Annotated in this window: 13 protein-coding genes and 2 pseudogenes; 9 read left to right on the top strand and 6 right to left on the bottom strand. The window is 53.1% G+C overall.

The annotated features are described in order from the left end of the window. The 3 genes and pseudogenes from mhpE to EIY72_RS30225 form a co-directional block, all read left to right on the top strand. Positions 1 to 433: pseudogene (gene mhpE, locus EIY72_RS26620) on the top strand (4-hydroxy-2-oxovalerate aldolase); the annotation flags it as partial. Between the two features lie 103 nt (positions 434 to 536). Then, a pseudogene (locus EIY72_RS26615) lies at positions 537 to 977 on the top strand (DDE-type integrase/transposase/recombinase); the annotation flags it as partial. 104 nt (positions 978 to 1,081) lie between these two features. Then, on the top strand, positions 1,082 to 1,207 hold the full coding sequence (locus EIY72_RS30225; protein WP_269457289.1) for a hypothetical protein: 126 nt from the start codon (positions 1,082 to 1,084) through the stop codon (positions 1,205 to 1,207). 241 nt (positions 1,208 to 1,448) lie between these two features. On the opposite strand, the gene EIY72_RS26605 is transcribed toward EIY72_RS30225, so the two are convergent. Both EIY72_RS26605 and EIY72_RS30260 read right to left on the bottom strand, forming a co-directional pair. Beyond that, positions 1,449 to 1,814: a histone-like nucleoid-structuring protein, MvaT/MvaU family gene (locus EIY72_RS26605; RefSeq protein WP_093215850.1), complete on the bottom strand. Its 366-nt coding sequence runs from the start codon at positions 1,812 to 1,814 to the stop codon at positions 1,449 to 1,451. A 163-nt stretch (positions 1,815 to 1,977) separates the two neighbouring features. Further along, positions 1,978 to 2,205 carry a DUF4113 domain-containing protein gene (locus EIY72_RS30260; RefSeq protein WP_331717164.1) on the bottom strand — a complete coding sequence of 76 codons (228 nt, stop codon included), beginning with the start codon at positions 2,203 to 2,205 and terminating at the stop codon, positions 1,978 to 1,980. Between the two features lie 62 nt (positions 2,206 to 2,267). On the opposite strand from EIY72_RS30260, the gene tnpA reads away from it, so the two are divergent. From tnpA to tnpC, 3 genes are all read left to right on the top strand, one after another. Next, on the top strand, positions 2,268 to 2,585 hold the full coding sequence (gene tnpA, locus EIY72_RS26600; protein WP_093215845.1) for an IS66-like element accessory protein TnpA: 318 nt from the start codon (positions 2,268 to 2,270) through the stop codon (positions 2,583 to 2,585). After that, positions 2,582 to 2,917: an IS66 family insertion sequence element accessory protein TnpB gene (gene tnpB, locus EIY72_RS30175; RefSeq protein ID WP_047542313.1), complete on the top strand. Its 336-nt coding sequence runs from the start codon at positions 2,582 to 2,584 to the stop codon at positions 2,915 to 2,917. Before tnpA ends, tnpB begins: the two co-directional genes overlap by 4 nt. A 61-nt stretch (positions 2,918 to 2,978) precedes the next feature. Continuing rightward, positions 2,979 to 4,556 (top strand): IS66 family transposase, encoded by a 1,578-nt coding sequence (tnpC, locus tag EIY72_RS26590; protein ID WP_093215840.1) that lies wholly within the window; start codon positions 2,979 to 2,981, stop codon positions 4,554 to 4,556. A 46-nt stretch (positions 4,557 to 4,602) separates the two neighbouring features. On the opposite strand, the gene EIY72_RS26585 is transcribed toward tnpC, so the two are convergent. After that, complete coding sequence (locus tag EIY72_RS26585; RefSeq protein ID WP_093215836.1) at positions 4,603 to 4,962, bottom strand: DUF2834 domain-containing protein; 360 nt, start codon at positions 4,960 to 4,962, stop codon at positions 4,603 to 4,605. A gap of 118 nt (positions 4,963 to 5,080) precedes the next feature. Here EIY72_RS26585 and EIY72_RS26580 point away from each other — a divergent pair, with 118 nt between their 5' ends. Together EIY72_RS26580 and EIY72_RS26575 are read left to right on the top strand one after the other, a co-directional pair. After that, positions 5,081 to 5,887 (top strand): MmyB family transcriptional regulator, encoded by an 807-nt coding sequence (locus EIY72_RS26580; RefSeq protein ID WP_231985585.1) that lies wholly within the window; start codon positions 5,081 to 5,083, stop codon positions 5,885 to 5,887. 308 nt (positions 5,888 to 6,195) lie between these two features. Further along, positions 6,196 to 6,600 (top strand): hypothetical protein, encoded by a 405-nt coding sequence (locus EIY72_RS26575; protein ID WP_093215826.1) that lies wholly within the window; start codon positions 6,196 to 6,198, stop codon positions 6,598 to 6,600. Positions 6,601 to 6,806: 206 nt separating this feature from the next. Here EIY72_RS26575 and EIY72_RS26570 read toward each other — a convergent pair whose 3' ends face one another. Together EIY72_RS26570 and EIY72_RS26565 are read right to left on the bottom strand one after the other, a co-directional pair. Next, positions 6,807 to 8,039 (bottom strand): HNH endonuclease, encoded by a 1,233-nt coding sequence (locus EIY72_RS26570; protein WP_093215821.1) that lies wholly within the window; start codon positions 8,037 to 8,039, stop codon positions 6,807 to 6,809. A gap of 141 nt (positions 8,040 to 8,180) precedes the next feature. Further along, positions 8,181 to 8,381: a hypothetical protein gene (locus EIY72_RS26565; RefSeq protein ID WP_093215817.1), complete on the bottom strand. Its 201-nt coding sequence runs from the start codon at positions 8,379 to 8,381 to the stop codon at positions 8,181 to 8,183. Positions 8,382 to 8,986: 605 nt separating this feature from the next. Here EIY72_RS26565 and EIY72_RS26560 point away from each other — a divergent pair. Beyond that, positions 8,987 to 9,319, top strand: coding sequence for a hypothetical protein (locus EIY72_RS26560; RefSeq protein WP_093215812.1), 333 nt, complete (start codon positions 8,987 to 8,989; stop codon positions 9,317 to 9,319). 888 nt (positions 9,320 to 10,207) lie between these two features. Here the strand turns inward: EIY72_RS26560 and EIY72_RS26555 are convergent. Further along, entirely contained in the window at positions 10,208 to 11,455 is a 1,248-nt protein-coding gene (locus tag EIY72_RS26555; protein ID WP_223434678.1) for an aromatic amino acid transaminase, read from the bottom strand. Between the last annotated feature and the right edge of the window lie 19 nt (positions 11,456 to 11,474).

Raw genomic sequence — 11,474 nt, 5'->3', positions numbered from 1 at the left:
CAACTTGAGCTTGGGTGTGGCCAATTCCATTACCGCTGTCGAAGAAGGTTGCGATCGCATCGACGCCAGCCTCGCCGGCATGGGCGCGGGGGCCGGAAACGCGCCGCTGGAAGTCTTCATCGCCGCGACCGAGCGCCTGGGTTGGAATCACGGCACCGACCTTTATACGCTGATGGATGCGGCTGACGACATCGTTCGGCCGCTGCAGGACCGTCCGGTTCGAGTCGACCGCGAAACGCTCGCGCTGGGTTATGCCGGCGTCTACTCAAGCTTCCTGCGCCACGCCGAAATCGCCGCCGCTAAATACGGCCTCAAGACCCTCGACATCCTCGTCGAATTGGGCAAGCGGCGCATGGTTGGCGGTCAGGAAGACATGATCGTCGACGTTGCGCTGGACCTGGTGAGTGAGGGAGGCACCTTCGGACGCTCATAGGGGCTGTAAGCAAGCTCCCATTGAAGGTGCAACAAAGCAAAAAAAACCATACCTCAAGTGAGCCTGGACATAGGTGGAGATCGTGGTCCCAACTGGACACCGTCTTCACCTGGTGCTGAATCTGTTTTCTCTTCAGGTCGTTGGCTGGTCAATGAAGTCGCAAATGACCAGTGATTTGGCCATTGATGCTTTATTGATGGCGGTTTGGAGGCGTAAAACCGAAGCAAGAGGTGATGGTTCATTCCGACCAAGGCAGGCCAGTAAAACAGCTCCGATTGGCGCAGCTTTTGGAAGGCGAACAATTTGGTTGCCAGCATGAGTCGCCGAGGCAACTGTCATGACAACGCCGTGGCCGAAAGTTTTTTCCAGCTTCTGAAACGGGAACGGATCAAGCGGAAAATCTGCACCACGCAGCAAGATGCGTAGCGATGTGTTCGATTACATCGAGATGTTTTACAACGCAAAACGCCGCCGTGGTTTCAACAATCATCTGTCACCGGTAGAGTTTGAAAAGCGTCACGCAATAAGCTTGCAAGGTGTCTAGAAAACTCGGGGCAATTCATTGTGCAAATACACGACACCCGCAGAACTCACGAACTGATAAGCCAGGCGTTCCACCGAGCGGTCAATGACAGGTCGGGGCCAATCGTGGTCGCACTGCCGGAAGACAAGCTGACCGAAATGGCGGAAATCTGTGATGCCGGGCTGTTCAACCGTGTATTGATGACCCCGGCAACCGAGCAAGTGAGATCAAAGTCCACCCTGAAGCATTGACACCTCGATTCAGCCTGACTCACATCAGGGAGCAATCAAGAAAAAGGCAAGTTAGTATCGCCTGGCGATGGTCTAGATGCGTGCTGCGGCCCTAGCCCATGTCTTGCCTTTTTGGAGTAAGGGGTGCCTTTCTTTCCGTGAAACCCGGCTTAGATCTCCGGATACCCCAAAAAATAAAAATGCCGGTCAGCTTAACCGACCGGCATGAGTTCGTTGGGCCCCTTTTGTACTCAAACCAAAATCACTTGGTCAACCAGGACTCAACGGTCGCAGAGCCGTGTTCTGCTTTCCATTCCTTCAGAGTCTTGTGATTGCCGCCTTTGGTTTCGACGACTTCGCCGGTGTGTGGATTTTTGTAGATCTTCACTTGGCGAGGCTTACGGGATCCTGCTTTTGACTCGGTGACTGGAGCACGACGACCTGCATTTGGATCAAGCAGGTTGATCACGTTTGGCAGGCTGTACCCGTACTCCGCAAGCAATGCGCGCAGCTTAGTTTCGAATTCGATTTCTTTCTTGAGTCCAGCGTCGCCTTTCAGCGCTTCGAGAGCTTGAATCTGTTCTGCAAGGTGTTTTTCGAGCTGGCGGAATTCGACGAGTTTGGACATGACAGGTCTCTCTTCAGTAGTTAACTAATAGTATATTGCAAATCGGTCATCGTAATAGGGGCGGCTGGCGACAACTGAGGTAGCAACCGAAAATTACGGCTCATCAATAATTATGACTGAACCATAATTTGGAATAATCTGGCTTTATCGGCTCCTCAAACGTCTAAATTGCTGCGTCACTCGAATCACTTGCAGTAGACCGTCCATAGCTTATCAACTCGTATTCTGAAGTTCGACTCATCATCTCCTGACGCATCCCCCTATCAGGATTGTTTGGCACGCTCGCCAAGCGCAGTGCTCCCCTGCACCATCGCTCATTGACGGAATCCACTACCCCATGACGTTCTTCAAAGGTAAGCGTCCAGCCAACACACCTTCCGAACTCCAGCATTAAGGGCGATGGTGTCCGCGTATTTTTAAGCGGACGCGATCGCCCTTAACGTCAGGATTTCCATGCGCCATCGAAGCTCTTACCCGAAACCCTTCAAGGCCCAGGTTGTTCAGGAATGCCTGCAACCGGGCGCAACCCTATCCAGCGTCGCCATCAGCCACGGCATCAACGCCAACGTGATCCGCAAGTGGCTACCGCTTTACCGAGATCAGTCACCAGCGGCGTTGCCGGCTTTCGTTCCGTTGAGAGCTACACCCAAACGGCAGGCAGAAGGGTCGGCGATTATTGAGTTGCCATATGGCGAGCAATCGATATCAGTGAAATGGCCAACGTCCGATCCTGAAGGCTGTGCCCGCTTTGTCCGTGGACTCACGCAATGATTCGCATCGACGCCATCTGGCTTGCCACCGAGCCCATGGACATGCGTGCCGGCACCGAGACCGCGTTAGCCAGAGTGATCGCGGTGTTCGGTGCGGCGAAGCCGCACTGTGCTTATCTGTTTGCCAACCGCCGCGCCACTCGTATGAAAGTGCTGGTGCATGACGGGATTGGCGTCTGGCTGGCTGCTCGTCGATTGAACCAAGGAAAGTTTCACTGGCCAGGCATTCGACTAGGCTGCGAGATGGAGCTGGATGCCGAGCAACTTCAGGCTTTGGTGCTCGGTCTGCCTTGGCAACGCGTTGGGGCTGGCGGTGCAATCACATTGCTCTAGAAGCTGTAATTAGCGCCTCGGCCTGCTGCCGCAGGCGATCCGCTTTGGTAAAATCCAGGGCATGACTTCCTCGCCCAATCTCGATCAGATGACCCCCGACCAACTGCGCGCTTTCGCTGCGCAGTTGCTGTCCCAGGTTGATTCGCTCGGACAGCAAGTCGACAGGATGGGCAAGAAGAACGACCGCGACCAAACCATCATCGAGCAACTCACCCACGAAATCGCCTGGTTCAAACGTAACAAGTTTGCCAAGCGCAGTGAGCAATTGAGTCCCGACCAAGGCAGCTTGCTCGACGACTTGCTCGACACCGACATCGCGGCCATTGAAGCCGAGCTGAAGGCGTTGAATCCGCCGGCTGCGCAAGCTGAACCACGCAAGCAGCCCAAGCGTGCTTCCTTGCCTGCGCAGTTTCCGCGTACCGTGATTTATCACGAACCCGACAACATCCAATGCGCCTGCGGCTGCCAGCTCCAGCGGGTTGGCGAGGACGTCAGCGAGAAGCTGGATTACACGCCGGGCGTGTTTACGGTGGAGCAGCATGTGCGCGGGAAATGGGTCTGCCGCGAGTGTGAAACACTGACTCAGGCACCGGTTCCCGCCCAGGTCATCGATAAGGGCATCCCGACGGCAGGGCTGCTGGCTCACGTGATGGTGGCCAAATTTGCCGACCATTTACCGCTGTATCGGCAAGAGAAAATCTTTGGCCGCGCCGGCTTCGCCATCGCCCGATCGACACTGGCGCAATGGGTCGGTCAAACCGGTGTGCAGCTCCAGCCCTTGGTCGATGCGCTACGCGAAACAGTGCTTGCTCAAGGCGTGATCCACGCTGACGAAACGCCGGTGCAGATGCTCGCCCCGGGTGAGAGGAAAACGCATCGTGCTTATGTCTGGGCCTACTGCACTACGCCATATTCGGCGCTCAAGGCGGTCGTTTATGACTTCAGTCCAAGCCGTGCGGGAGAGCATGCACGCAACTTCCTTGGCGCGTGGAATGGCAAGCTGGTTTGCGATGATTTTGGTGGTTACAAAGCAAGCTTCCAGCAAGGCATCACTGAAATCGGCTGCATGGCCCACGCCCGCCGCAAGTTTTTTGATCTGCACGCGACGAACAAAAGCCAACTGGCCGAGCAGGCGCTGCACTCAATTGGTGGGTTGTACGAAATTGAACGGCTGGCGCGGGAGATGACCGACGAAGAACGCTGGCGAGTACGTCAGGAAAAAGCGGGGCCCCTTATCGACGCACTCCATACCTGGATGATGGCCCAGCGCGACCTTGTACCCGAAGGGTCGGCTATCGCCAAAGCTCTGGATTACAGCCTCAAGCGCTGGATGGCACTGACGCGCTATCTCGATGACGGTGCTGTGCCCATAGACAATAACGCGGTCGAAAATCAGATAAGACCGTGGGCACTTGGGCGCTCCAACTGGTTGTTCGCCGGGTCACTGCGCAGCGGCAAACGGGCGGCAGCAATCATGAGTTTGATCCAGTCTGCGCGCATGAACGGGCATGATCCGTATGCTTACTTGAAGGATGTTCTGACTCGCCTGCCGACGCAGCGGGCGAGTGAGATTACGGAGTTGCTGCCGCATCGATGGGCGCCCATTCAATCACGCAAGGCGTGTTGGCCGGACATCTAGAAACAAAGGAATTGCCAAACGCCAACGGACTTCCTCTTCATTCCTTTTAGTCGAGATTGCGCGAAATATTGATGCTGTAACCGGTGCTATCCGTAGGCAGCTTCTTCTTGGCGAATCCGTTGATAACGAGGTAAAGCAATGGGCCAATCGATACGAAGACTGCCGTTATCAGAAAGTAAGGCACAAGAGAGACCGCAGATCGGCCTTTGGAACGAGCGTCCCGATACATCCAGATGCAAGCGAGGACGCCGAGCAGGTAAAGGTCAATAACTACTTGGGCAGTGTCCGGGCTGGATATTAACTCCAGGCCGAAGTCGATGAGCGATTGATCGGCAACGAACATGGTACCCGCCGTATACAAGGAAAAAATCACTAATGTGGCAAGTGAGAGGTAGGGTCTTTTCATTTGTCCTCCTTGAGCAAGAAGCGATGATCAACGCTGACAAGGTAGCGATATTGTCACGACGAGATCAATGACCTTACAGGTCATGGACTCAGCCAATTCGCGCCGTCAGAGTCGAACAATGAGCCCCCGACCTTTTCCTCGAACGACACCCTCCATCACTGCAAGTGAGCAGTTGCGTCAACTGCGACGTCAGGCAAAATTGAGCCAACTCGACCTCGCCTTGATGTCAGGTATTTCTCAGCGCCACCTCAGCTGCATCGAGACAGGGCGCGCCAAGCCAAGCCCAGGCACTCTGCATAACCTACTCATGGCACTCGATGCGCCTCTAGAGCACTGCAACAGTGTCTTTCTCGCCAGTGGTTATGCACCGCGCTACGAAGCAACACCTCTTACCTCGCCAAGCATGGAGGCTGTTCGTGACGCTATAACTCACCTCCTTCATGCCAACAACCCCGCACCAGCGATTGTCTTGGGGAGTCAGTGGGAGATATTGGCAGCCAACGCCAGCACTGGAGTGCTGTTCGATCTGGTCGGCCTGAGTGCCGATGCGGCAGAAGGCCTAAATCTGTTGGTAACGCTGCTGGAGCCTGGAGGGTTGGGCGATCATCTGAACAACGTCGAGGAAATCAGATTGATTGCTTGGCAAAGGGCAGCTAGAGAGGCCCTGAGCAACCCGGGGCTCGCTACGCTTCTGAAAAGCCTCCCCATGCCTCAAGAGGCTTCCACGTTGACAAACGAACTGCCTCCGTTGGTACTGACGCGGCTCGACTCAAGGCACGGGGAACTGAAATTCATGTCAACTTTTACAACATTTGGCATGCCTCTCGACATTACGATGGAGTCGCTGCGTATTGAGCATCTGATTCCTGCCGACGCGAGAACCTGGGAAGTCATGGCCCGAGCCTATGAGCAATTGAAATGCTGATGCCCTTATCTTCGGTTCAACACATTCATAGGTGTGTTCGCCAGACGCTTACCTTCAAAGCGACCGGTTGTGAGATCGAAAAAGGGTCATCGGTGGAGTCGCCTTTTTGACATAGGCTGAGCTAGAGCACCTCCACCTTTTTTGTTTGAAGAGTGTGCGACGCGGGCATTCAGATCTAAACGTCCAACAGCGTACAATTACGCTTCCTGTTGAAACGCCCAGCTCGTCCAGGAAGGTGGTGGCTGGAATAGAATCCGCTCCTGCCGATACGCGCTAGCGTAAAATGTGAATGTATTAAGGAAACCTTGATGGCGGTCAATTTGGAAAGCCTGTGGCAACGTGAGCGTGCAAGGCGGGCGGCTTTATGGAATTTGGAGGGATTGCGACCCGGTGATGACCGCGCAAAACCTCACCTGAACATTCTCGATGAAATTGATCGACAAGATCTCGAACATCCTCATGGGGATGCTCAATTTATGACGATTGAGGAGTTGAGAGCTTCTGTGCCAGAAACGCCGTACGAAAGCAGCGACGGCCACCATTTCGTGATCGTTCTAGACCAGCACATTCCTCAAGTTTGGCGAACGAGATTCGAAGCAGCCAATGCACTCGCCGAACGTTTTTCGGAAGGAAGCTATGCTCATGATTGGCGTCGATTCCTGAGGGTCTGGATTCGAGACATGGAACATTTAGCGGCTCACCGTCTTTCATAATTTCTCCTGGTTCGCGGCGCCGACTAGATTCGTCGCAATGAAGGAAGGGGGGCAAGAGCCCAATCAGGGTAATTGCACTGACTTGCCCACCCCGTTTGTATTTGACCTCACCGGTCATTTGCATTCTCTCTGAACACCGACGCATTGAGGCTTTGAACCATGACTGGCAAGAGGCACGATTCAGTTACGACTCTACGGCCCCTCTGCTATCGTCCAGATACTTTGCGGTGAGCAGCCAAATGATCTGGGTGAGGCCCCTCTGATGCATCAGTGGGTACACGTAGTGGCTTTCCTTTAAGGAAGGCGTACTCGCTACCATGCAATCGCTCCGACGTCTGAATATGCAGTTGCTCATCGATCCATATGAGGCCCTTGTCGAACAGCGTATGGATGTCTGCACGCAATAGCAGGCCGTTGTCGGTGCGATTAGTGTGGGCGCCCAGGTAAGGTTTGATATGGGCCGCCTCAAGTATCTCGAGGACGGCGCAACCGGTCATTGCGCAGCGTCGGTCATAGGCAGAAAGAAGCGCCGCTTTAAAAACGCCCTGCCCCTCACGGATCACTATCGCCCCTTGCTGGCGACGTCGCTCATCCTCCTCAGATTCTATGGGATTGAGCGCTTCGTCTGTCACTTGCTTGTGCGCCTCAGCAAGCGCCTGCTCGAAGTCAGTTGATTCGATCTGCACCACCCTGAAACGCCCACCCACCTCGCGCTCGATATCCCAGATCCCGTGCACAATGGGTTGAAACAGCTGATAGGTTACGTTGCGCCTGGAGCCTTCTCGAAAGAGCGCATCCATCGCATGGCCGCCATCGGTTCTGAAGCTTTTACGGTATCGGTCATAGTGGCGCCGGTTGACGTCATTGACGGTCAACAACGTCGCATTCTCACGGGCATCGCCGTTGAATTCATCCGGATGGTGCTGCGACAACCAAGTCTGAATTTCCCGGATAGAGCACGGTCGGCCAATAGCCTGAACCGCGGACAATACGCGCCAGTATTTTGCTGGCTTGGCTGCGGTGCTACGGCGCTTTAGTAGCTCAATAATTTTGTCAGCAACGCCAACGTCCCGCTCGCGTTCCTTTGTTTGTCTGGGGGCCGATTGGCTAACTTCATCGAGCGTTACAGCGTTTGCGATGTTCTCTACGGTATAGAGCCATGTAACGCCCCGCTCATGACGATGATCCGACAGAGACCCAGGCACATCCTCGTCGTATAAGACGTAACTCTCGATGTCTGAAACGATCCCTGCACCGACATAACCACGCTGGTTGCAGTAAGCGATGAGCCAGTCTCCTTCGGCCATGTCGCGCAGGATGATTTCACCTCGATCTCCGGGGTCGCCGGAAAACCCGGCAGTGATGACTCCCCTTTGCCGAAGCTCACTCCACCACTCATTGATGTAAGGGGAGCCGATGTTGAAGATGTGATAATCCATTGGCTACTGCTCCATATGCCGTCAACTGATGCCATCAATGCCCTAAAATCAGCTAGGCGAAAGCTATTACAATGCAATCTGTATCGCCATCAAATCGTGAACATCCTCTACTCACCAGCACCCCGTCCCACACAGCGAAAATCAGGCTTGAAAGCTGACCTGATTTATCGCGCAATACTGCTTTACGTGCAGACGAGTGGGCCAATCGTACCTAGGTACACGATTGTAGCTGTCGAGCGCCGCTTCAATCAGGCGCACAAATGCCGCAGCGCTACATGCCTGCTGCGTTGAGCGCCAAACCTGAAACTCAAGCTCATCTTCCACCTGTTCTATCCAGTTCATAAGCGGACCTCACGGGCACGAAAGTTGTCCGACACGGGTATTTTTTAAAAAAATGACTCGTTGTTTGAGATCAAACTGGAAAGCAGCGGCTTACGCCGCGAAGTGGCGATTTTGCTATGCCCATAGGGCAGTCACACATCAGCGTCAGCAGGATAAATCGCAAGAAAAGACCAGAAGCATAAGCACTGCAAAAGCAAAAACCAACGCCGTTTTCTCGGCAGGATCGTCAGCAGGTGGGGCGCCGAGATCGCTGCTTTTTTTGTTGTCCTCAAATATAGAGATCCGTCGCGCAAAAAAAATTTCAAGGGGCTATCTACAAAAATATTTTGGTTGACGAAGCGTGAGCTCACAGAGTTTCCACTCGGCAAATACCGGCGATCAGCATAGTCTTGCCGACGCGCCCTTATTTTGCCAGCGCGATGGCTTCGATTCTGTGGCCACATCAATATCTTCACGGCGTACTTCTTAACGTTGCTAAAGAGCAAGTCACAATTTTCCACTCTCCACCGCTGGCCATCACATATTGAAAAAAACCACAAGCAAGATAGTTGCAACCCTGCTTGCTCCAATTTTACAATTACCTCATAACAAAAAAGGAGATGATCATGAATTACAAGTCAGAAGAATATATCAAGCAATACAATGAGGAGCTGGGCAAAGATTCCCACTGGGAAATTCAGCAATGCAATGACGAGGAGCATGAAGGTTTCTTCGCAATTTATCATATGAACACTCATCCATCGGATCCAGGTAAAGCCGTTTTAATTGGATATATCTCTATCGCGACACCCGTTGAAACGCTGATCGGTTTCGAATCGCTGTGCCATGATTACTACAATTGTGGACAAATGGTTGGCATCAAATCCCATGTCAATTTTCTATTGGGTCATCAAAACGCGCTATTTGCAGGCGAAGATGGGGACATGGACGTGGAATGACGAAAGCTTAAATTTTTAAGCAAAAGCTAGAGAGCCCACTGGGTTGGCATAGGCGGGCTTTAACCCCATTCAGCGCAACAGGTGCTACTGATAAAGGATAAAAGTCACGCGCCTGCCAATAGCGTGACCATGGTTATAAACCATATCGCAAGGCAGCGGCTTACAACTGAAAGTTAGCGATGTCGATATGCTCCTAATGCAGTGATTTCTCTACGTCAGATTTAATAAGTTCGTAGGAGCCAAGAGCATAAATATAGCCCGCACCAATCCCGCGCCTGCACTCGACTATGTAAAATTCTATAACAGCTCCTTGCTTTGAAGCTGACTAGCGTAAGCCATCCAATTCTTTGGCTGGCATACTTCTGGCTATGGTGGGTAATTGCACTGACTTGCCCACCCATTTGCATTCGACCTGACCAGTAATTTGCATCGGATTTGACCATCACGCTTCGTGACCATTACCGGCAGAGAACGACCCAAGGGGTCAGTAAGTTGAGCCAAGGTAAGCGATGGCTGCGCTCATACCAAGCAAGAGTTCTTGATTGCTATCTGAATCTTGAGTCTGCTCTCAGATGACTATCAGCAGGATAGATGTTGCTTTGATGGTGATCCGCGTAGATCGCGGCATTAGTCATTTTTGCAGTATTCCCCTCAATCTGTATGAGTAATTTGTTGTTCGAGTACATCAGTGCCCAAAACGCATAAAAAGGAACGACGAACAAAAACATTAGGATCGGCCCGACGAACCCGAACAATAGATCAGACGATGCATTCCTCACAAAAGTGGAGAAATGCACCGCCATTCGTCGCGCCATCGTGCCAGTCATCCAAGCGAGCACCATGGCCTGGATGAGAATTACTCAGTAAAGCTTCAGGCAATCGCCCGTTTCAAACCCGCCCGCCGGAAAGACCTGACTTCAAAGCAACGGCGACTTCGTCCAAACGATCAAACGGTAAGCCCGAGATATTGATTCTTCCGTTCCCTACCATGTAGATCGCACTGCTTTCACGTAAATGCTGCACATACCCGGGCGTGCGATTTAGGAAAGAGAACATCCCCTTCTGCGATTCAATACTGCTGAATGCCTGATAGGCATCAATTTTTCGAAGTTCCGCACACAGGCCATTCCTGAGCATCTTGATCCTCTCCCCCATTTCCAGCACTTCTTGCCGCCACAGCTCTGTCAGTGCCGGGATAGTGAGTATGTGAGCGACTACCGCCCCACCATGGGCGGGAGGCATGGACCAGAGGCAGCGAGCCGTATCAATGATCTGTGACTTCACCGCTTCAAGCACAAGATGCTCAGCGCAACTGATTAGCAAGGCACCGGTGCGCTCGCGGTAGATCCCAACGTTTTTCGAGCACGAAATGCTCGCGATCACTTCGGGCAGCTCATCGCAAAACAGCCGCAGCGCCCATGTGTCCTCCTCCAGCCCAGCACCGAAGCCCTGATAAGCCATATCGAACAGTGGAAGCAGACCCTTGCGGCTCACCACCTCAAGGATCGAACGCCATTGATCTTTATCGGGGTCAATACCGGTCGGGTTATGGCAACACGCATGGAGCAGCACGGCATCGCCTGGGGACAGCGCCTCAAGTGCCGTCAGCAGAGCACCAGCATTAAAATCGCCGTCATCCGTCAGGTGCTGACACGTCTGAACATGCAGGCCGGCGCGCTTGAAGATCTCTTCGTGAATCGTCCAGGTGGGAACCTGGATCAGGATGTTCTGCACGGCGGTTCGCCTGAGAAACTCGGCCATCAGCCTCAATGCGCCAGTGCCGCCAGGTGTCTGGACGGCGGCATAGCGATCACTCAAGCGCGCATCCTCACCAAAAACCAGGGAGAGGATGGCTTGATTAAACTGCGGCAATCCCTCTGAACCGACATAGGCCTTGGTGATCTGGTTCTCCAGCAACCATTTTTCTGCCGCCAGCACAGATGCAAGTACCGGCGTTTTACCGGAGCTGTCTTTGTACACACCAATACCCAGGTCAATTTTTTTGCTTCGTATATCGCGGGCATAGGTATCTGCAAGCCCCAGGATCGGATCATTGGGCAAGACTTGTATGTTCTGGAAAATTGGCAAAATCAGACTCCCGTCCGTTTGTTTTAAGGTCAGATGTTTTTCTTTCAAAAAAAACGCGACTGGGGTC

It is taken from the genome of Pseudomonas vancouverensis (assembly GCF_004348895.1).
GTDB classification, from domain to species: domain Bacteria; phylum Pseudomonadota; class Gammaproteobacteria; order Pseudomonadales; family Pseudomonadaceae; genus Aquipseudomonas; species Aquipseudomonas vancouverensis.
This window is presented reverse-complemented; position numbering and strand designations above follow the sequence as displayed.